The sequence below is a fragment of the Halomonas sp. I1 genome, from assembly GCF_032334135.1.
Lineage (GTDB): Bacteria > Pseudomonadota > Gammaproteobacteria > Pseudomonadales > Halomonadaceae > Halomonas.
The window spans coordinates 1-19971 of sequence record NZ_JAVXUS010000021.1 but is presented as its reverse complement, the minus strand read 5'-3'; the positions used below and the strand labels follow the sequence as shown (position 1 = coordinate 19971).

Below are 19971 nucleotides of genomic sequence, written 5' to 3'. Positions count from 1 at the left end.
GCCGAACGGTTTCGGCCCACCATATTATCGGCGGTGAAAAATGCGCTTACCCTACCCCAGCGCTCGCCTTCACGCCAGTCGCGACCTATGAACCTAGTGCCCGCCACCTTTTCAACGAACCTCCGAAACAGGACACTAGCCCGAGGCCGAAGGAGACCACAAGCGAAGCCTGACATCGTTGTCAACGAAACGCCCCCGCCGGTGAGCCGGCGGGGGCGTTGGAGCAAGGCCCCGGAGATCAACCATCACGCTCCGGGGATGGGCCGGCTCGCCGCCTTCGTGCTCCCTTGGCGTCCGGTTGCGGCTTGGCCGACTCGAAGAGGCCGCGCACCCGCTCGAAGCGCGCTGCCGCATGCTCGGAAAGCTCTCCACTGGCCGCCAGCACATGGTCAATGTGCTCCAGATGCGCGTCGATCTGCTCGGCAGTCTGTCCCGACAATAGCGCCGGAATCGTGTTCAGGGCGGCATCGCGATCCTGCTTGAGGATGAAGAACTGGTCGCGTACCAGGTGCTTGAAATCGGCGAGCTGAATACCAGGCTCGAGCTCAGCCCGTGATGCACGCAGCCGCTTGAAGTTGCGCTCGTCACTGGCCGGCGCCCCCCCCAGCACATAGATCACCGAGCGCATTACCGCCTCGTGATCCCCCCCTTCTGCCATCCTGTCACGGGTGGACTGGCGCCGCTGCTCGATGAAGCGTCGATGCTCGGGTTCGGCACCGGGGCGACGACGCGGCGCCTGAGCATCACCATCCAGCCCCACCAGCGCCTGCAGCAAAGGTTGCCCATAGAACGCCAGGAAGCTCTGTTCGATGAGGCCGTCACGATACTGGCGCCAGGCGTCCAGGCCATGGGAGATGCCGGTGGACGCCACGCCTTCCATGGCACGGAAGACATTGTCGTCACCGACCGGATGGCGCTCGCGTCGCACTCGCTCGGCCATCACCGGGACCACTCCCATCATGGGGTTGCGATCCGACAGCAGCCGATAGCCCAGACGGTTCGGATGCATTCGCCGCATCCAGCGTGCCGACTCCGGCGTTGCCAGGGCCTTCACCCAGGGCTGCCAGAAAAGCCGGTAGAGTCCCAGATTGATCTCGGAAAGCCGCGCCACCGTGGCGAAACGCCGGTCATCGTCCGGACGGTGATGAACCTCGCGATCCAGCTCCTCGACGTCGCGGCGCTGAAACTCGAGCAGATAATCCCGCTCGATCAGTTCGGCGTCCGGGTGGCTCTCGGCCGGGGTCACCGTGGTTTCATAAAGCCCCGGCGGCAGGACATCGATATAGTCCATGTTGGCGGTGAACTCGGTGTGCTCGCGGCGCGACACGCTTCCCGAGACGAAGATACCGAGATGACCGGTGCTGTCGTGCAGGCAATAGACGATGGTCTGCTCGTTGGCGACGATGTCCTCGGTATCTTCATAGAGGTCCCGCACCCATCCCAGCGCCTGGGGTGGAGGCGTGATGTCGTCGCCCCGGGAACAGAACACCACTACCGGCGAGCGCAGGTTGCGCAGGTCGATGCGTCGCCCGTCCGAGGTCACCAGCTGGGCGGTGGACAGTCGGTTGCCGATGAACAGGTTATCGACGATATACTGAATCTCGTCGGCCCCCAGCACCACATGCCCACCCCACCAGCGTTCAAACTCCAGATAGCGATCGGCCTCGGTATCGACATCGGCATAGAGACGATACTGCTTGTCCCACCAGGTGTTGGCCGGATTGAGACGTTCGAAATTCTGCACCAGCCAGGCACCATCGAAGAGGCCGGCGCCCAGGTCGCCGAGCAGCGCGGTCATCCAGCTGCCGCCGACCAGCCCGCCGGTATAGCGCATCGGCGCGCGCCCCCGCTCGCCGGCCCAGTAGGATAAAGGCGCACCGGCGATCAGGATGGGACCGAACACATCGGGCTCCAGTGCCGCCGCCATCATGATCTGCCACCCGGCCTGGCAATTGCCCACCACCATGGGTTTCTCGGAAGTCTCGGGATGGCGTTCGATGACATGGTGCAGAAAGGCGACTTCCGCCTCGACCACATCCTCGACCTTCTGGCCCGGCTCGGGGAAAGGCAGAAAGCCGATGAAGTAGCAAGGATGCCCGGCGCGCAGTGCCACGCCCACCTCGCTGTCCGGCTTGAATCCCCCGATGCCGGGACCATGCCCGGCACGCGGATCGACCACCACAAAGGGCCGACTGAGCGGATCGATCTCGACTCCCTCCGGCGGCAGGATGCGCAGCAGCTCGTAGTTGACGGGGCGCGGCAGGTCACGCCCGTCGACCAATACTTCGGCCTCGAAACCGAGCACATTGGGCTTGGTCTTCTCGATATGCTCGAGATACTGATTGCCACGCTGACGCAGGACATCCAGGTAGAGCGTGCCGCGTTCCAGGGCATCGCCCCAGTATTCGCAGGCAGCACGACCGAAACCGAAAGGATCCAGCAGGGACATCGCCGTCGATGGCGAGGAAGGCATCATGGCATACATCGCGGGGCTCCAAGGCATGAGCCGGACCGGTACCGGCGGGCAACCCGGTTGCTGCAATGCAATATAGCGAATCCCGCGTCACAAGGGAAATCTCGACATGCGCCCTCCCGGGCTATCGCGGATCACCCTCTCCTCTCCGAGGGTGCTTACAATGTCACGAGCCAGTGGCTGGCCTGCTCCTCCCCCCACCATTCGGCCAGGACTCGCCTGGCACGCGCCTCGAGTTCGCCTGAATGACGCCCCCAGGCCAGCAGACGCGCCTCACCGGTCTGACCACACTGGTCGAGTCGTATGCCGGGGCCTCCGCTGAAAACGGCACTCGACGGCAGTTCGAACCGCCACAGGCGGGCCTGTCCGTCGAGCGACATTCGCGACTGACGCATCCGAAGCCTCTCACCGGCCAGCACGCGGAGCTGTTCGACCAGCGGGTCCAGCCCGAGCAAGGCCTCATCCAGCCCCTCATCACCGGTCGGGCCGGGCTTCATGTCCACGAAGCCGAGGCGATTACCCGCCACCTGGAAGCGTACCTCGACGAGCCCGACCACACCGAGACTGGCGACGCCTCGCGCCGCCAGCTCGCCCAGGTAACGATAACGCTCCATCGTCAACCACCCGAGCGGGGCCATGGCACCAGCCCCCCGACGCTGGCGGGGCGACAGGTACAGGACGCGCCCGAACCGGTCGGCCAGCAAGGACATCGCGATGATCTCGCCACCCTGGCCGAGCGTCGCCAGAGGAAGGCCGGCCTCACGCATTCGCTGGCGCATGAGTCGAGGATCCGCCATGGTCTCCAGCAACGCGGGCTCGCTGCCCAGAAAACGCAGTCCCAGATGCCGGCAGCGTTCGGCGATCGACACCTGCATGACAGCATCGCGCTCGCCAGGATGCAGGGCATCGCACCCTGCCGCCCGCGCTTCATCGATGAGCGTGGCCTCGCCGCCGAATGCAGCGACAGGTGTCATGCCTCGCTCGATGCAGGCCTGACGTATCCGTTGCGCGGCAACGCCGTGCCCCGCCACCAGCGGACAGGAAAACGGCGTGAAGCGTATGGGCATGGGCACTCCTGAATAGCCGTATATCGAGCCGCGATGCTAGCATGGCGGCCAGACAGACTGGACGCCTCCGCGTCCCGGCTCGATGGACGACGTCATGACTGCCCCCAAGCTGCTCAACCGCCTCACCTTCCGCCAGCTCCAGGTGTTCCGTGCCGTCTACGAGCGACAGTCCTACTCCCGGGCGGCAGAAGCTCTGGGGCTGACGCAGCCGGCGGTCAGCGCCCAGATTCGCCAGCTCGAACAGGCCCTGGGGCAACCCCTGTTCAAGTACGCCGGCCGCACCCTGCATGTACTGCCGGCGGCGGATGCCCTGGCCAGCTCGGCACACGCCATCTTCGAACAGGTCTCGCGACTGCAGATGAGTCTCTCCGACTTGGCCGGCACCATCAGCGGCGAGCTCAACCTGGCCGCCGTCTCGACGGCACAGTATGTGGTTCCCCACCTGCTCGCACGTTTCCGGGCTTACTATCCCAATGTCCAGATTCGCCTGCGGGTCTGCAATCGCGCCCAGGCCCTGACACGACTGGCCGAGCAGCGCGATGACCTGGTCATCATGGCGCGAGTCCCCGAAGACGATGACCTGGTATTCATGCCGATTCTCGACAATGAGATGATTCCCGTGGTCTGGCCCGGCCATCCGCTTCTCGAGGCCGAGCGACCTGGCCTGGAGGATCTGGCGCGCCACTATGTGCTGATGCGCGAACCCGGCTCCGGCGTCCGCGGTGCGCTGGAAGATCATGCCGCCGCCGAGGACGTCAACCTGGCTCATATCATCGAGATGGGGACCAATGAAGCCGTCAAGCAAGGTGTCATGGCGCAACTCGGCGTCGCCGTGCTGCCACGCCTGGCAGTCCGCCTGGAGCTCGAGGCCGGCCTGCTGAAACGGCTGGACCTCCCCGGTTTCCCGCTACGCCATTCCTGGTGCACCGTCTATCATCGCGAGCGTTTCCCCACACCGGTCACCGAACTCTTCCTGCGGTTCGTGCGCGACCATCTCGACGAGCTGCATGAACACTTCGCTGCAGAGCTCTCGCCGTTGCCCAGCCACGGCGTTGCCTGCCTGCCCGATACCGCACGGACGTGACCTGCCTGTCCAGATCAACGACGAATATGATAAGTTAGCGTCCAGAATGTATACACGCCATGCCCGACGCCGGCCGTCCCGCTTCGCTTTTTTGCGGACACCCCACGACCGCGTGGGCGTGACGCACAGCCGCCGAATGGAGAGGCTTGCAGATCATGAGCAACAGGACCGTCAAGCAGGTGTCCAGCGGTGAGAAGTACCGCAACGAGCACGGTGCCACCGCCATCAAGGACGGCATGAAACACCGCAGTCAGCAGGAGGACAGTCCCTCCCTCGGCCGCAAGCCGAAGTGGCTGCGTGCGCAGATTCCCGGCGGGGAACGCTTCGACGCCGTGAAGCGCAACGTCGACGAGCACCGGCTCAGCACCGTCTGCGCCGAGTCTCATTGCCCCAACATGGGCGAGTGCTGGAGCAACGGTACCGCCACCATCATGCTGATGGGCTCGGTGTGCACCCGCGCCTGCCGTTTCTGTGCCGTGGACACCGGCAACCCCAAGGGCTGGCTGGACCCCGAAGAGCCCGAGAATACGGCCAAGTCCGTCGAATTGATGGGCCTGCGCTACATCGTGCTGACCTCGGTGGACCGGGATGACCTTCATGATGGGGGGGCCACCCATTACGCCGACTGTATCCGTGCCATCAAGGCTCGCACACCCGAGGTCGCCGTCGAGGCCTTGACCCCGGACTTCGACGCCGATCCCGACGCCGTCGAGCGAGTCGTCGACTCCGGACTGGAAGTCTTCGCCCAGAACGTCGAGACCGTGGAGCGCCTGACGCATCGGGTCCGTGATCCACGAGCCGGTTACCGCAAGACCCTGGATGTGCTGGCCCATGCCAAGCGTCACCGTCCTGAGGTACTCACCAAGACGAGTCTGATGCTCGGCCTGGGCGAGACCGAAGAGGAAATCCTCCAGACCTTCGATGACCTGCGCGCCATCGGCGTCGACATCGTCACCCTGGGCCAGTATCTACGCCCCACCCGTAACCACCTGCCGGTGGAACGCTGGGTGACGCCCGACGAGTTCGAGCGCTATCGTCAACTGGGACTCGAGAAAGGCTTCATGGAAGTGCCATCGGGCCCGCTGGTGCGTTCCAGCTATCGTGCCGACCGGGTCTTCGAGAACAACAACCTGGGGCTCGAACTGGCCTCACCGGGCAAGGTGCCCGGCCAGTCGGAGCAAGAAGCGGACCCGAACTTGATCCCCACCCTGAACGTCGGCTGAGTCACGCGACGTCACCCGGCATGACGCAGGACGCCGGCCCCGCCACGGGGCCGGCGTCCTGCTTCCAGGTATCCCACGCTACAGGAACGTCAGCCCTTCTCAGGAGAAGCTCGATCAACGAAGGACAGCTCGCGACCAAGCTCCCGAGCCAGGCAATGGGCCAATCGTGTTGCCGCCGTCGGCACATCGGGCGCTTCGGAGACCAGATCGGCCACGCGCGTCATGGCCATGCCGGCATAGCCACAGGGATTGATGCGGTCGAAGGGCGAGAGGTCGCCGTCGACATTGAGGGCAACGCCATGGAAGCTGGCGCCGCGTCGAATTCGCAGACCCAATGAGGCGATCTTGGCCTCCCCCACATAGACGCCGGGGGCATCGGGCCGGGCACGCGCCTCCACGTTCAGATCGGCGAGCAACGCGATGACCGCCCGCTCCAGGCAATTGACCAGCTCGCGCACGCCGAGACCGGCGCGGCGCACATCCAGCAACGGATAGACGACGACCTGACCGGGGCCATGATAGGTCACCTGACCGCCACGATCGGTCTCCACCACCGGGATATCGCCGGGCATCAGCACATGTTCCGGCTTCCCCGCCCGCCCCTGGGTAAAGACCGGGTCATGTTCGACCAGCCAGAACTGATCCGGTGTCGAGGCATCGCGCTGATCGGTGAGCTCCCGCATCGCTCGCCAGACCGGCTCATAGGGGCGACGCCCCAGGCGGTGCACCTGAATGGCGTCCACGCTCAAACCACCATGTGCACGAGCCCGCTGGCCTTGAGCTCGGCGAACAGCGCCTGGAGCTGCGCTTCGCTGGTGGCCCGCATGGTCAACCGCACCGACTGGAAGCGTCCATTGCGGCTGTCCACCACCTGGATGCCCTTCGGATCGAAGGCGGGATCGTGGCGCGTGACCGTCTGACAGACCATGGCGACGAACGCCTCGTCGGCATCGCCCACTACCTTGATCGGATAGTCGCAGGGAAAGGTAATCTTCGGCGGCTCGCCCTTCGGGTCGGCCGCACTCGGTTGGCGCAAATCGCGCAGGGGCTTGTCGTTCATCCCGCACCTTGATGACAGTATCTACAGATATTCTACGCAACCCGCGGCCCCGCTACCAAACATGGGGCATCGAGCGCCCGGTGAGCCGAGCACTCCGGGTCCGAACGTTTCGTCAGTCGAAGAAGCCGCCCATCAGGTTGGCAAAGAAACGATGAACCTTGTCGATCAGGCGCTTGAAGAAACCACCCTCCTCGACGCTTTCCAGCGCCAGCAGATCACGCTTGCCGACGACTTCATCGCCCAGGCGCACCTCCATGGTACCGATGGTCTCGCCGGCCTCGATCGGGGCAGTCAGATCCTGTCGGATATCGAGCTTGGCGGTGAGTTCCTGGTTGCGATCCCGCGGAACCGTCATGAAGACATTCTTGTCGACGCCGATCTTCAGCTCGTCCTTGTCGCCCCCCCACACCCGGGACGTATTGAGTACCGCACCCTTGTCATAGAGCCTGAGGGTCTCGAAGTAGCGGAAACCATAGCTCAGCAGTTTCTGGCTCTCCTGGACTCGTGCCTCCGTGGAGTCGGTTCCCATCACCACCGAGATCAGACGCATGTCCTCCCGTTTGGCCGACGACACCAGGCAATAGCCTGCCGCCTCGGTCCAGCCGGTCTTCAGGCCGTCCACGCTGCTGTCGCGCCACAGCAGGCGGTTGCGGTTGGGCTGTTCGATACCGCCATAAGTGAACGCCTTCTGGCGATACATGCTGTAATGCTTGGGATAGTCGTTGATGATGTGGCGCGACAGCAACGCCAGGTCCCGGGCGGACGAATAATGATTCTCGTGCGGCAGGCCGGTGGGATTGACGAAGTGAGTGTTCTCCATGCCCAGCCGTGCCGCATGCTGGTTCATGATATCGGCGAAGGGCTCGGTGCCTCCCGCCAGATACTCGGCCATGGCCACGCTGGCGTCATTGCCGGACACGATGACGATACCGTGCAGCAGTTCACTGACCGGCACCCGATCACCAACCTCGATGAACATCTTCGAGCCACCGGTGCGCCAGGCCTTTTCACTGATGGGTACCTGGTCGTCGGGGGAAATGTTGCCCTTGTTGAGCTCACGCTCGACCAGATAGGCGGTCATCAATTTGGTCAGACTCGCCGGCGGCAGTCGCTCATCCGGATTGTGCTGGGCAATCACGCGCCCGCTGCCGGCATCCATCAGAATCCAGGAAGTGGCGGCCAGGCGCGGCGGCGCCGGAATCATGGTCTGCGGCTGAGGCTGCACCTGGGGCTCGGGAGACGGCGACGTCTCCTGGGCCTGGAGCGGCGCAGCGACCAGGGAACAGCATACCAGCAGGGCTGGCATCAACTGGCGGAAAGGGAACGAGCACGACACTTTCATGGATGGCAATCTCTTCGGGTGCATCACAGGATGATCATTGGTATGGCGCCACTCAATCGGCGCCGTTGACGACAAAGGCCTGGCCGAAACCGACGCGGCTCAACTGGCCACGCACGGGGTCGATCTGGTCGGCATGTTTCAGGGGACCGACCTGAACGCGGTAGAGTCCGGCGGCGCTGGCGATCCTGACCGGCCGGGACAAGGCCCCCTCCAGCCGTTCCTTGAGCGCTTCGGCATTATCCGCCGAGCCGAGTGCCGCCACCTGCAGGTAGACAGGCTCGGCGGCATCTCGTCCGCTATCCTGCGCGACAGGATCAGGCTCGGCGGTGCTGGGCGGCGTGGGCTGGCCTTTCTGGCGCGCCTGCCAGGCCTCGGGATTGATGGCCTCGACCCTGACACGGCCGGTCCCCCGATCGAGAATGTCAAGGCGGGAGGCGGCGGCGTAGGACAGGTCGATTTCCCGCTCGCTGTGGAAGGGCCCGCGATCATTGACCCTGACGATCACCGAACGCCCATTGTCGAGATTGGTGACCCGGGCATACGTCGGCAACGGCAGGGTACGATGCGCGGCACTCATCTTGTACATGTCATAGATCTCGCCGTTGGACGTGGCATAGCCATGAAACTTCTTGCCATACCAGGATGCCGTCCCCCGGCGCTCATAACCGCTGGCATCGGACATGACATGGTAGGTCTTGCCCCACACCTCATAACGGGACTTGTTGCCGGCCCGCGAGCGGGGTTCAGGGCGCGGCACGGCATCCGGCACTCGGCTGACATCCGGCGGTTGCTGAGGGTAGGCATCGCTGGACATCGCATAGCGCCCCCCGCCACTGCCTGCGGAGGCGCCGTCATCGGCGGCATCCTTCAGCGTACGATTGCCGCCATCGCTGGCACAACCGGCCAGCAGCAGGCCGGCACACAAGACACTCCACCAGGACTTCATGGACGCTCCTCGGACTCGCTGGCCGTCGCTTCGAACCAGTGTGTCGAGGTTCCACGTGCCTCGGCGATCGCCTCGGCGAGTTCGGTGACGGCCATGGCATACAGGTAACTATGGTTATAGCGGGTGATGACGTAGAAATTGTCGAGGCCGAGGCGGTAACGATAGTCGCCGTCGGCCAGCTTCAGGGCCAGGGGAATCACCCGTGCCTCCGACGGCAACCCCGACTCTGGCGTAATGCCGGCATCTCGCAGCTCACTCATCGAGACATAGGGCCGTTTCGCCTGATTGACATCGAGACCAGCAGGCGGCTCGTCCGGCCCTTCGGCGTCCAGGTAGATCGGGGCATCGCCCTGCCAGCGATGCTCGGCGAAATAGTTACCGACACTGCCGATGGCATCCACCGGGTTGGTCCAGAGGTTACGCGCGCCATCGCCATCGAAGTCCACGGCGTAGGCGCGATAACTGGTGGGAATGAACTGCGGATAGCCCATGGCACCGGCATAGGAGCCTTCTAGGTCGCCTGGATCGACATCCTGCTCGTAGGCGATTTCCAGAAAGGCGGCCAGCTCACCACGGAAGAAGTCGCCCCGGGAGCCATGATGAAAGGCCAGGGTCGACAGCGAGTCCAGCACGCGATGATCACCTGTCACCTCGCCATAGCGTGTCTCGACGCCAAGAATGGCGGCAATGATCTCAGGGGGAACCTGGTAGTCGCGTTGCGCGCGCTCGAAGGCATCCCGGTGCTGATCGATGAAACGCACCCCCTTGGCGACACGTTCCTCGTCCAGGAAGATATCGCGGTATTCGTGCCACACCAGGTGATATTCGGCCGCACCGGACATGGCGTCCAGCACCTCCTGACTGAAGTGCGCCTCGTTCATGGCGCCTTCCAGCCAGCTCCGGTCGACCCCCCGGGCGCCGACCTCGTCGACCAGCGCCTTGACGTCGCCATGGTGCGGGTCGAAGTCCCCGGCCGATGCCGCGGCACTGGCCAGCACCAGACACCCACTCGCCATCAGGATCCATCTTGCGCTCCGTGACACCCTCGTCATCGTTTCTTCTCCTTGAACCCTGAAAACCGCGCCTGCCCCGGCCGAAAGCCCCTGCACCCGTCGATTTTCAGGCACTAACGCGGCAACAGGCGACGATGCGAATGAATCGCCATGAGAATACCGAAACCGGCCAGCAAGGTCACGCTGGAGGTTCCACCGAAACTGACCAGCGGCAGGGGCACACCGACTACCGGCAGGATACCGCTCACCATGCCGATATTGACGAAGACATAGATGAAAAACGTCAGGATGATGCTCCCGGCCAGCAGGCGCCCGAAGGTTTCCTGCGCCGTACCCGCCAGCCATAGTCCCCGACAGACGATCAACAGATAGAGGAAGAGAAAGGCCAGCATGCCCACCAGGCCGAACTCTTCGCCCAGCACCGCCACGATGAAGTCGGTATGACGCTCGGGCAGGAACTCCAGCTGCGACTGGGTTCCATGCAACCACCCCTTCCCCCAGAGTCCCCCGCTACCCAGCGCGGTGGTCGACTGGATGATGTTCCAGCCGGCGCCGAGCGGATCGGTTTCGGGGGACAGGAAGGTCAGCACACGCTGGCGTTGATAGTCGTGCATGTTCATCCATAACAAGGGCAACGCGGCAGCCGCCAGGACGAGCAGACCGAAGATGACGCGCCAGGAAAGCCCCGCCAGAAGGATCGCGAAGATCGCCGCAGTGCCCACCAGCAAGGCGGTACCGAGATCGGGCTGACGCGCGATCAACAGCACCGGCACACCGATCAGCAGGGCACATACCGCCAGCTCTCGCCACTTCGGGGGCAATGGGCGGCGACTCAACCAGGCGGCGACCATCAACGGCATCGCCAGCTTCATCAACTCCGAAGGCTGAAAGCGTATCACGCCGGGGATCACCAGCCAGCGCTGTGCGCCCATGCCCATATCGCCCATGATTTCCACCGCCGCCAGCATCAGCACACCCACCAGGTAGGCGGGCAGCGCCCAGCGATACAGGGTAGCCGGCGAGAACTGTGCCACCACCACCATCACCGTCAACGCCACGCCGAAACGAAGTCCCTGGGCGATCACCATGTCGAGGCTCTGCCCACTGGCACTGTAGAGCACCACCAGGCCCGCCAGCATCAGCAGCAGCAACAGACCCAGCAGCCAGGGGTCCAGGTGGATACGCTCCCAAAGACTTCGCCGACGTGACATGCCGCTGCGCGGCGGACGAACCGGATGTCCGCGCATGCCCAGGGACAGATCGAACCTCGTCATCTCAGTCTCCTTGCGCCCCGGGGCGAGCGTCGGCTGCATCCCCTTCGGTCGTGTCGTCCGCACCGAGGCCCTGCCGCTCGAGCAACCAGAAATCGGTCATGGCGCGCGCCAACCCGGCGGCGTGACTGCTGCCGCCCCCGGCGTTCTCGACGATTACCGATACCGCGATCTGCGGATCCTCCACCGGTGCGAACGCCATGAACAGCGCATGGTCACGCAACCGTTCCTTGAGCTCGTCGGCGTTGTACTTCTCGTCCTGCCCCAACGAGAACACCTGGGCGGTACCCGACTTGCCCGCCATGCGATATTCCAGCCCCACACCGCTGCGACGTGCCGTTCCCTCATTGCCGGACATCACTTTTTCCATGCCCGAAAACACCCGATCCCACCAGTTTTCATTGTCGACCTGAATGTCCGGCGGCGTATCCGGCAGTTCGGTGGGCACCGACTGATCACCGACCTCGAGAGCCAGACGTGGCCTGACCCAGTGCCCGCGATTGGCCAGCACTGCCGTGGCAGTCGCCATCTGCAAGGGCGTGATCTGCAGATACCCCTGTCCGATACCGACCGACAAGGTTTCCCCCGGATACCAGGACTGGTTGAAGCGCTCCTTCTTCCAGTCACGGGACGGCAGCAGCGCCGAGCCCTGCCCATAGACGTCATAGGCACTACGTTGACCGAAACCGAAGCGCGACAGGTTGTCGTGGATACGATCGATGCCCAGGTCATGGGCCAGGGAGTAGAAATAAGTGTTGTTCGACACCGCCAGGGCGCGCTCGAGATCCACTCGGCCATGCCCCCAGCGCAACCAGTTGCGATAGCGCCGGTCATCGTTGGGCAACTGATAGTAGCCGGGGTCATAGATGGTCTCCTCCGGGGTGATCACGCCCTCGCGCAAGCCGGCCATGGCCATGAACGGCTTGATCGTCGAGCCGGCCGGATAACTGCCTCGACTGGCACGATTGAACAGCGGCAAGTCGAGATCCTGCTGCAAGGCACGATAGGACGACACATCGATGCCGGTGACGAACTGGTTGCTGTCGAACCCGGGCACCGACGCCATGGCCAGGATCTCACCGGTTTGCGGGGCAATGGCGACGATGGCGCCACGCCGTCCATCGAGCAGATCCACGGCCCGCTTCTGGAGCGGCTTGTCCAATGTCAGCGTCAGGTCCTTGCCGGGCACCGGGTCGGTATGATCCAGCTCTCTCAGGACACGACCTCGGGCGTTGGTCTCCACCTTGCGCAAGCCGGCCTGGCCATGCAGCTGTTCTTCGTAGAAACGTTCGACGCCGGTCTTGCCGATGAAATGGGTCCCGGCATAATTGCCGCTATCCAGATGTTCGAGCTCTTGGGTATTGATGCGACCGACATAGCCCAGTGCATGGGACATCAACTCGGCGTCCGGGTAATAGCGCAACAGCTGCGCCTCCACTTCGACCCCGGGCAGTCGATAACGATTCACGGCCAGGCGGGCGATCTGCTCTTCATCGAGATCGCTCATCAGCAGCGCTGGCTGGAAAGGCCGCTGTCGCTGGCGTGAGCGCGCGCGAAAGGCCTCGACTTCCTCCTCGGGCAGATCGAGCAGGTCGACCAGCAACGACAGGGTCTCGTCCAGGTCATCGACCCGTTCACGTACCAGCGTAAGATTGTAGGTGGGGCGATTCTCGGCCAGTAGCTGCCCATTGCGGTCATAGATGAGACCGCGGGTCGGCGGCAAGGGCTCGACACGCACCCGATTCTTTTCGGAGCGGGTGCTGAAGACCTCGTGCTGCACCACCTGCAGATAGAACAGGCGCCCGGCCAGCCCTCCGCTCAGCAGGATGACGACGACCGCGGCCAGCAATGCTCGCATGCGGAAGACGCGAAGCTCCTGTTCAGGGTTCTTCAGGGTGTCGCGTTGCTGACGCATGCTGGATGATGCCCCCGAGACGCTTGGGATCGCTCAACGGTGATAGGGATGGCCGACCATCAGGGTCCAGGCGCGGTATAGCTGCTCGGCCAGCAGGATTCGCACCAGGGGGTGCGGTAGGGTCAAGGGCGACAGTGACCAGCGCTGGTCGGCCTGTGCCGACAACGACGGCTCCAGGCCTTCCGGACCACCGACCAGCAGGGCCACATCGCGGCCCTCGAGGCGCCACTTTTCGGTCTGCTCGGCGAGCTGTTCGGTACTCCAGGCCTTGCCGCCCACTTCCAGTGCCACCCGATGTTCACCGCTCTTGAAGCGAGCACGGATACGCTCAGCCTCGAGGACCATGGCACGACGGGTATCGGCATTCTTGCCTCGTGCGCCGGGCGCAATCTCCTCGATCTCGAGGGCAAAATCCCGCGGCAGACGCTTGCGATACTCCTCGACACCCCGCGTCACCCAGTCCGGCATGCGAGTGCCCACCGCCAGCAGACGCACCCTCATGAAATGCCGTTCGCCTCTTCCTCCAGAGGTTCGAGACCGTCACTGGGGAGATCCGCCCACAGCCGCTCCAGGTCGTAGAGCTCCCGGGTCTCGGGCATCATCAGATGTACCACCACGTCACCCAGATCCACCAGCACCCACTCGGCACCGCTTTCTCCCTCGACACCGAGCGGCGGCATGCCACTGTCCTTGGCAGCCTGAATCAGGTTTTCGGCGAGCGCCGCAAGATGGCGATTGGACGTTCCACTGGCCACCACCATCAGCTCCGTCACGCTGGTCAACCGAGACACATCGAGCTGCACGATGTCCCGGGCCTTGAGTTCCTCCAGCGAGTCCATCACCAGAGTCTTGAGTGCGTCGATGTGCATACCCTTCGTATCAGCCCTCGTCAGCGGGGAAATCATCTCTTCATTGTACCGGCTCACGGCCAGCATGGCAGCGCCCCGGCAACCGAAAATGCACGAAATTCACGCCAAGCGTGCACGTCGCCTTCTCGACCGGCTCAACCATCGTCACGGTTCGTGTCACGATAGAGGCCATGCGCCACGACATGCGACTCCACTGCCTCGGGCAATAGATAGCGAACGCTGTCACCGCCTGCCAGCCGCCGTCTCACCTCGGTGGCGGAAATGGCCATGCGTGACGGCAGAGCCAGCCGAAGCAACCGGCCATGGGGTTCGGCCATCAGATCGGCGACCCCATCGACCTCGCGATCGCCCAGCAGTTCCTCGAGTGCTTCGGGAAGCGGTGCTTCGTGATCGGGTCGATCGACGACCACCAGATGCGCCAGTTCGAAGAGCCGGTGGGGATCGCGCCATTCGGGCAGTCGCATGAACGCATCGTGCCCCAGCGCCATGACCAGCCGCGCCTCGGGCCCATAGGTCTCGCGCAGCTCGGCCAGGGTGTCGGCGCTGTACGAGGGGCCATGACGGGAGAGCTCTCGCGCATCGGCCACGAGGCCCGGCGTATCACCGATGCCCAGGCGAAGCAGAGCCAGGCGATCCTCGGGCGCCACCCGGGGCGTGTCACGCAACGGCGAACGTGCCGCCGGCACCATGTGCACTCGGTCCAGCGCCAGCGCCTCGCGGAGCTCGACGGCGCTGCGCAGGTGGCCGAGATGCACCGGGTCGAAGGTCCCCCCCAGCATGGCGATACGCAGTGGCCGCTGCGCCTCAGCTGCGGATCTGACCATCACCGAACACCACGTACTTGCGGGTGGTCAGGCCCTCCAGCCCCACCGGGCCCCGGGCGTGCAGGCGATCGGTAGAAGTACCGATCTCGGCGCCCAGCCCATACTCGCCCCCATCGGCGAAGCGAGTCGACGCATTGACGATCACCGAGCTGGAATCGACCTCGGCCATGAAGCGCCGCGCGAGACCATAGTTCTCGGTGACGATGGCATCGGTATGGCGCGAACCGTAACGCTCGATATGCGCCATGGCCTCCTCGATGCCGTCGACCACGCGGATGGCCAGCACCGGTGCCAGGTATTCGGCCTCCCAGTCGGCCTCGCTGGCCGGGGTGACGTCAGCGCCGAGGATTTCCCGGGTCCGCTCGCAGCCCCTCAGTTCGACTTCGTGCTCGGCATAGGCCGCCGCCAGACGAGGCAACAGCGACACCGCCATGGAACCGTCGACCAGCAGGGTCTCCAGCGTATTGCAGGTTCCGTAGCGCTGGGTCTTGGCGTTGACGGCGATGGCCAGGGCCTTCTCGGGGTCGGCACTGGCCTCGATATAGACGTGACAGATACCCTCGAGGTGTTTGATCATCGGCACGCTGGCCTCACGCGTGATGCGCTCGATCAACGACTTGCCGCCGCGCGGAATGATCACGTCGACATACGCCGGCATGCTGATCAGACGCCCCACGGCGGCACGATCCGTGGTCGCCACCACCTGCACTGCCGCCAGCGGCAGCCCCGCCTCTTCGAGTCCAAGACGGATGCACGACGCGATGGCCGCATTGGACTCGCGGGCCTCGGACCCCCCGCGCAGGATGCAGGCATTGCCCGACTTGAGGCACAAGCTGGCCGCTTCCAGGGTGACGTTGGGGCGCGATTCGTAGATGATACCGATCACACCGAGCGGCACGCGCATCTGTCCGACCTGAATGCCGCTGGGCCGTGCACGCAGGCCATCGATCTCGCCGACCGGGTCCGGCAGCGCCGCGACCTGGGCGAGCCCGTCGATCATGCCATCCAGGCGGGCCTCGTCGAGCGCCAACCGATCGAGCAGTGCGGCGTCCAGGCCGTTGGTTCGCCCTCGCTCCAGGTCTCGGGCGTTGGCGGCCAGCACCTCGGCTCGCGCGGCCTCCAGATGGCGGGCCATGGCAGCCAGGGCCGCGTTCTTGGAGGCGGTATCGACGCGCCGCATGGCAGTAGCGGCATCGCGGGCACCTTGTCCGAGGCGCTGCATGTAGGCATCGACATCGTCGATGCCCCCGGCCTCGGCGGTGCCGATAACAGAGTGTGTGGCGTGCGCAGTCATGCCGTAGAGTATCTCCTGAAGGTGGACTGCCGCGGTGGCGGCCGCGCCCCTGGTACAAGTCGAATCGGGAAGGAGCCCATACTAAGTCACCATGCGGAGCAAGTACAAAACCGGTCTGTTGCGTATCAACCTGCTGGTCGCGTCGACACTCGTCGCCCTGCGCGCCGTCGCCGCCGATAACGCGGTCGATGCACTCCTGCTGTGGGCGATGGCGGCCTGGTTGGTGATCACCGGGGCGCGCCTGCGACTCGGCCATCGACATCTCATTGCCAGACTCTGGCAGCTCGTGCCGGGCCTGTTGCTGGCAGCCCTGCTCGGGTCGGCGCCGGAGCGCCACATCACCTGGCTCTGGGCCTGGCCCCTCCTGCTGATGTGGCCGCAGCCACCCTGGATGCTGCTGCTTCATGGCCTGCTGGCGGTCATGAGCTGGCATGCCCAGCACGACGCACTGGGCAGCGAACCGTGGTGGCTATCCGGACTATTGCTGGCTGGATTGATGTTCCTCGGCCTGTCGCATGCCCGTGCGCTTCAGGCTCGCCATCTTGCCACACGTCATCGCGCCAGACTGGTCGCCGGCTGGCCGCTCTGGCCACGCCCTCAGCTCGAACATGACCTGGACCGCGAGCGACGTCGCGCGACCCGCGAGTCGGCGCATGCCGAATTGCTGCTGTTGCGCCTGCCGCCGCGGCGCCTGTTGCCCCAGGCTGGCCGATTGCGCCATCACCTCCAGCGCTTCGAGAACGGTTATCGCATCGACCGACGCACCCTCGGCGTCCTGCTGATCAGCCGCGATGCCGAGCAGTCGGCACAACGCCGAGAGCGTCTGCTCGACGCCCTGGAGCCCCCGGTCACCGCCCGAGCCATTCCTTTACCCTGTCTGGTATCGCTGACCGACGAAGTGCACGCTCTGTCTCGCCAGACGCCCGCACGATGGATCAAGGAGAGCGCAACGCATGCATGATGCTGAGCCGAACCTCGCCCGACACCGGCCGCTCACTCTGGTGCTGACCATCGGCACCCTGCTGCTGCTGGGCCAGGCCCTGTGGTTCTACCTGATGGGCGAGTATCACCGCATGCCACCGCCGGCACTGCTGACGCCGGTCATGCTGATGGCCACCCTGCTCGCGCCGATGGGCGGCGATCATGCCCGTGCCGCCGCCTGCCTGGTCCTGGCCTGCGGCTTGCTGCTGATTGCCGTGGAGCTATCTCGCCCGACCGGCCTGCCATCTCTGTGGATCGGCCTGCCCCCGGTACTCGCCCTGCTGCTGCTTCCCCTGGCACCGGCCATGTTGCTCAATCTCGGCCTGACGCCGATCTGGATGGCACTGCTGGGTGCCCCTCGGCCCGATATCGATGTACTGCTGGCCTATCTTAGCCTGGTGACAGCCGCTGCCCTGGTGCCCTGGGGACGCCTCCGCCAGCAGGCATGGTTACGTGCCACCGACCCCGGCGACCCGGAATGCCGGGCGGTCAGTCCTGCGTATCTACGTGAACGACTGGCCGGCGAAATCGATCGGGCCGACCTGCTCGGCCAGCCCCTTGCCGTTCTGCTCTTCCACCTTCCCCAACTGGAGGTCGCGGATGAACAGTTCGGCGCCAAGGCTCGTCAGGCAGTGCTCGACGGCCTGTGCCAGACCGTTGCCGGGCGCTGTCGCGCCCATGACATCCTGGGCCGAGCCGAGGAAGATGTCTTCTGGCTGGTCATGCCGAACACGACCGAAAGTGGCGCCCTGTTGGTTCAGCAGCGACTGTCGAGAGCCCTCGAGCCGGTGGTGCTGGTGGAAACCGGGCCTCTGGAGACGCGTACCCGACTCGTCATGCGACATGAAGGGGAAGACGAATCATCGCTCGAACACCGGCTGCACACCGCCACTCGACGCCTGACGAACGCCCGGGATGCCTGACCCACGGAGACCCCCTTGAACCTGACCGACGCCCTCTATCAGCTCTCGCCCTCGCCGACCCTGCTGCTGCTGATCGTCGCCGCCATCGCCCTGGTGGAATCTCTGGCCCTGGTCGGCCTGCTAGTACCCGGCGTGGTCCTGATCACCGCCGCCGCCTCCATGGCCGGTCATCAGGAACTTTCCGTGACCCTGGTCATTCTTGCCGCCTTTCTCGGCGCCGTGGCCGGTGACGGCCTGAGTTTCTGGCTAGGCTATACCCAACGCGAAAGGGTCACCGCCCTCTGGCCCCTCTCGCGCCATCCAGAATGGCTCGCGCGGGGGGCGCGCTTCTTTCGGACACATGGCCCCTTCTCGGTCTTTCTGGGGCGCTTCGTCGGCCCAGTGCGCCCGGTCATTCCGCTGATCGCCGGCATGCTGCACATGCCGCCACGCACCTTTACCTGGGCCAACCTGATCTCGGCGGCCTTCTGGGCACCGGCCTATGTGCTGCCCGGTTATCTGCTCGGCCATGCCTGGCAGCGACTGCCAGGCCTGCCCGATGGGCTGAAGCCCTGGCTGGCCGGCCTCGGCGGCCTGGTCGTGGCCCTGGCCCTGATCTTTTCCTGGCTGCGTCATCAGACCTACCGTGACGGCCATGTCTATCGTGGCCTGGCCTGGCTGTCCCGGCGCCATGCAGCCGGACGCATGGCCTGGCGGCTCCTGGCCATTCAGCGTGACCGCGACCCGCCGCTGGCTTCCTGGCTATTGCTGCTGTCATCGCTTGCCGCCCTATCGGCCTGGACCCTGGCAGTCCTGCAGCACGATGGCCCGATGGCCATGGATCAACGCCTCAACGACCTGCTCTCGGCCATGTCGATGCCCGGTCTGGGCCGGGCCGGCCACATTCTCGCGGAGATCGGCGACATCATCGGCATCATCGCCCTGATCCTGCCCTGGACACTCTGGTGGCTGTGTCAGCGACGCTGGGACATCATCGGCCATTTCGGTGCCGGCCTGTTCGGCATTGCCGCGCTCAACACCCTGGGCAAGACGCTGATCGGCAGGGCCCGCCCGTTGACGCCGGAACACCTGACCGGCTCGATGTCCTATCCAAGTGCCCACACCTCCACCATCGTCGTTCTGCTCGGCATGGCCGCCGCCTTCATCGCTCGGGAACTCCCGGCGACGCAACGCTTCTGGGCCTACTGGGGAGCGATCGCCTTGGCCGTGCCCATGGCACTCTCCCGCCTGGTGATCGGCGTGCACTGGCTGAGCGATCTGATCGGCGGCGCCCTGCTGGGACTGGTGGTCTGCGCCCTGGTCCAGCTCGCCTGGCAACGCCACGAACGGCCCCGGCTCTCGCCCTGTCCCTGGTTGATACTGGGCACCGCCTCCCTCGCCCTCATCACCGCCCGAGTCGCCTGGCTGGGGCCGGCGTAAGCCGTAAGCCGTAAGCCGTAAGCCGTAAGCCGTAAGCCGTAAGCCGCGAGCATCGAGCCACGAGATTCGAAGGGCAACCCCAAGGCAGCGTATCTCGTATCTCGTATCTCGTATCTCGTATCTCGTAGCTCGTAGCTCGTAGCTCGTAGCTCGTAGCTCGTAGCTCGTAGCTCGTAGCTCGTAGGCAGCATACCCCCAGCCCTTTTCGGGTCCAGGGGGTTCTTACCGCTTATAGCTTAAGGCTTACAGCTCCGGGCGAAGCCCGGG

18 protein-coding genes are annotated in these 19971 nt (G+C 64.7%); 5 read left to right on the top strand and 13 right to left on the bottom strand.

Translation table 11 applies throughout. The annotated features are described in order from the left end of the window. Positions 1–238: 238 nt before the first annotated feature. Together RSO41_RS16565 and RSO41_RS16560 are read right to left on the bottom strand one after the other, a co-directional pair. Entirely contained in the window at positions 239–2485 is a 2247-nt protein-coding gene (locus RSO41_RS16565; RefSeq protein WP_315620332.1) for a DUF3141 domain-containing protein, read from the bottom strand. A 146-nt stretch (positions 2486–2631) separates the two neighbouring features. Beyond that, positions 2632–3540 carry a hypothetical protein gene (locus RSO41_RS16560; protein ID WP_315620331.1) on the bottom strand — a complete coding sequence of 303 codons (909 nt, stop codon included), beginning with the start codon at positions 3538–3540 and terminating at the stop codon, positions 2632–2634. Positions 3541–3634: 94 nt separating this feature from the next. Between RSO41_RS16560 and RSO41_RS16555 the strand changes: the two genes are divergently transcribed. Then, a complete protein-coding gene (locus RSO41_RS16555) occupies positions 3635–4624 on the top strand; it encodes a LysR family transcriptional regulator (protein ID WP_315620330.1) in 990 nt (329 codons plus the stop codon). 155 nt (positions 4625–4779) lie between these two features. After that, entirely contained in the window at positions 4780–5847 is a 1068-nt protein-coding gene (lipA, locus tag RSO41_RS16550; protein ID WP_315620329.1) for a lipoyl synthase, read from the top strand. 89 nt (positions 5848–5936) lie between these two features. Here the strand turns inward: lipA and lipB are convergent, their stop codons facing one another. The 11 genes from lipB to RSO41_RS16495 all read right to left on the bottom strand — a co-directional run bounded on the left by lipB (position 5937) and on the right by RSO41_RS16495 (position 16381). Continuing rightward, the gene (gene lipB, locus RSO41_RS16545) at positions 5937–6596 is read right to left on the bottom strand and encodes a lipoyl(octanoyl) transferase LipB (protein WP_315620328.1); all 660 of its coding nucleotides are present in this window, start codon (positions 6594–6596) and stop codon (positions 5937–5939) included. Next, a complete protein-coding gene (locus RSO41_RS16540) occupies positions 6593–6907 on the bottom strand; it encodes a DUF493 domain-containing protein (protein ID WP_315620326.1) in 315 nt (104 codons plus the stop codon). Before RSO41_RS16540 ends, lipB begins: the two co-directional genes overlap by 4 nt. Before the next feature lie 112 nt (positions 6908–7019). Beyond that, entirely contained in the window at positions 7020–8249 is a 1230-nt protein-coding gene (locus tag RSO41_RS16535) for a D-alanyl-D-alanine carboxypeptidase family protein (RefSeq protein ID WP_410000353.1), read from the bottom strand. 52 nt (positions 8250–8301) lie between these two features. Next, positions 8302–9195, bottom strand: a complete 894-nt coding sequence (locus RSO41_RS16530) for a septal ring lytic transglycosylase RlpA family protein (protein ID WP_315620323.1) — start codon at positions 9193–9195, stop codon at positions 8302–8304. Continuing rightward, complete coding sequence (gene mltB / locus RSO41_RS16525; RefSeq protein ID WP_315620322.1) at positions 9192–10247, bottom strand: lytic murein transglycosylase B; 1056 nt, start codon at positions 10245–10247, stop codon at positions 9192–9194. Before mltB ends, RSO41_RS16530 begins: the two co-directional genes overlap by 4 nt. Positions 10248–10321: 74 nt before the next feature. Continuing rightward, complete coding sequence (rodA, locus tag RSO41_RS16520; RefSeq protein ID WP_315620321.1) at positions 10322–11482, bottom strand: rod shape-determining protein RodA; 1161 nt, start codon at positions 11480–11482, stop codon at positions 10322–10324. A gap of 1 nt (position 11483) precedes the next feature. Next, a complete protein-coding gene (mrdA, locus tag RSO41_RS16515) occupies positions 11484–13394 on the bottom strand; it encodes a penicillin-binding protein 2 (protein ID WP_315620320.1) in 1911 nt (636 codons plus the stop codon). Positions 13395–13427: 33 nt separating this feature from the next. Continuing rightward, positions 13428–13895 carry a 23S rRNA (pseudouridine(1915)-N(3))-methyltransferase RlmH gene (rlmH, locus tag RSO41_RS16510; protein ID WP_315620318.1) on the bottom strand — a complete coding sequence of 156 codons (468 nt, stop codon included), beginning with the start codon at positions 13893–13895 and terminating at the stop codon, positions 13428–13430. Further along, positions 13892–14263: a ribosome silencing factor gene (gene rsfS, locus RSO41_RS16505; protein WP_315620317.1), complete on the bottom strand. Its 372-nt coding sequence runs from the start codon at positions 14261–14263 to the stop codon at positions 13892–13894. The genes rlmH and rsfS overlap by 4 nt, the downstream gene beginning before the upstream one ends. A gap of 134 nt (positions 14264–14397) precedes the next feature. Next, positions 14398–15087 carry a nicotinate-nucleotide adenylyltransferase gene (nadD, locus tag RSO41_RS16500; RefSeq protein WP_315620315.1) on the bottom strand — a complete coding sequence of 230 codons (690 nt, stop codon included), beginning with the start codon at positions 15085–15087 and terminating at the stop codon, positions 14398–14400. Beyond that, entirely contained in the window at positions 15068–16381 is a 1314-nt protein-coding gene (locus RSO41_RS16495) for a glutamate-5-semialdehyde dehydrogenase (RefSeq protein WP_315620314.1), read from the bottom strand. The genes nadD and RSO41_RS16495 overlap by 20 nt, the downstream gene beginning before the upstream one ends. A gap of 91 nt (positions 16382–16472) precedes the next feature. Here RSO41_RS16495 and RSO41_RS16490 point away from each other — a divergent pair, with 91 nt between their 5' ends. Genes RSO41_RS16490 through RSO41_RS16480 form a run of 3 tightly spaced genes read left to right on the top strand, consistent with a single transcriptional unit; the run spans position 16473 to position 19704 of the window. Then, positions 16473–17342 carry a hypothetical protein gene (locus RSO41_RS16490; protein ID WP_315620313.1) on the top strand — a complete coding sequence of 290 codons (870 nt, stop codon included), beginning with the start codon at positions 16473–16475 and terminating at the stop codon, positions 17340–17342. Further along, positions 17335–18285, top strand: a complete 951-nt coding sequence (locus RSO41_RS16485) for a GGDEF domain-containing protein (RefSeq protein ID WP_315620311.1) — start codon at positions 17335–17337, stop codon at positions 18283–18285. The genes RSO41_RS16490 and RSO41_RS16485 overlap by 8 nt, the downstream gene beginning before the upstream one ends. Before the next feature lie 15 nt (positions 18286–18300). Then, positions 18301–19704, top strand: a complete 1404-nt coding sequence (locus RSO41_RS16480) for a bifunctional DedA family/phosphatase PAP2 family protein (RefSeq protein ID WP_315620310.1) — start codon at positions 18301–18303, stop codon at positions 19702–19704. Positions 19705–19971 lie beyond the last annotated feature (267 nt).

Excerpts from the sequence above, each read along its gene's own strand:
- RSO41_RS16565 (WP_315620332.1), bottom strand. The coding sequence starts at position 2,485 with ATGTATGCCATGATGCCTTCCTCGCCATCGACGGCGATGTCCCTGCTG.
- RSO41_RS16560 (WP_315620331.1), bottom strand. The coding sequence starts at position 3,540 with ATGCCCATACGCTTCACGCCGTTTTCCTGTCCGCTGGTGGCGGGGCAC.
- RSO41_RS16555 (WP_315620330.1), top strand. The coding sequence starts at position 3,635 with ATGACTGCCCCCAAGCTGCTCAACCGCCTCACCTTCCGCCAGCTCCAG.
- lipA (WP_315620329.1), top strand. The coding sequence starts at position 4,780 with ATGAGCAACAGGACCGTCAAGCAGGTGTCCAGCGGTGAGAAGTACCGC.
- RSO41_RS16540 (WP_315620326.1), bottom strand. The coding sequence starts at position 6,907 with ATGAACGACAAGCCCCTGCGCGATTTGCGCCAACCGAGTGCGGCCGAC.
- RSO41_RS16535 (WP_410000353.1), bottom strand. The coding sequence starts at position 8,249 with ATGAAAGTGTCGTGCTCGTTCCCTTTCCGCCAGTTGATGCCAGCCCTG.
- RSO41_RS16530 (WP_315620323.1), bottom strand. The coding sequence starts at position 9,195 with ATGAAGTCCTGGTGGAGTGTCTTGTGTGCCGGCCTGCTGCTGGCCGGT.
- mltB (WP_315620322.1), bottom strand. The coding sequence starts at position 10,247 with ATGACGAGGGTGTCACGGAGCGCAAGATGGATCCTGATGGCGAGTGGG.
- rodA (WP_315620321.1), bottom strand. The coding sequence starts at position 11,482 with ATGACGAGGTTCGATCTGTCCCTGGGCATGCGCGGACATCCGGTTCGT.
- mrdA (WP_315620320.1), bottom strand. The coding sequence starts at position 13,394 with ATGCGTCAGCAACGCGACACCCTGAAGAACCCTGAACAGGAGCTTCGC.
- rlmH (WP_315620318.1), bottom strand. The coding sequence starts at position 13,895 with ATGAGGGTGCGTCTGCTGGCGGTGGGCACTCGCATGCCGGACTGGGTG.
- rsfS (WP_315620317.1), bottom strand. The coding sequence starts at position 14,263 with ATGCACATCGACGCACTCAAGACTCTGGTGATGGACTCGCTGGAGGAA.
- nadD (WP_315620315.1), bottom strand. The coding sequence starts at position 15,087 with ATGGTCAGATCCGCAGCTGAGGCGCAGCGGCCACTGCGTATCGCCATG.
- RSO41_RS16495 (WP_315620314.1), bottom strand. The coding sequence starts at position 16,381 with ATGACTGCGCACGCCACACACTCTGTTATCGGCACCGCCGAGGCCGGG.
- RSO41_RS16490 (WP_315620313.1), top strand. The coding sequence starts at position 16,473 with ATGCGGAGCAAGTACAAAACCGGTCTGTTGCGTATCAACCTGCTGGTC.
- RSO41_RS16485 (WP_315620311.1), top strand. The coding sequence starts at position 17,335 with ATGCATGATGCTGAGCCGAACCTCGCCCGACACCGGCCGCTCACTCTG.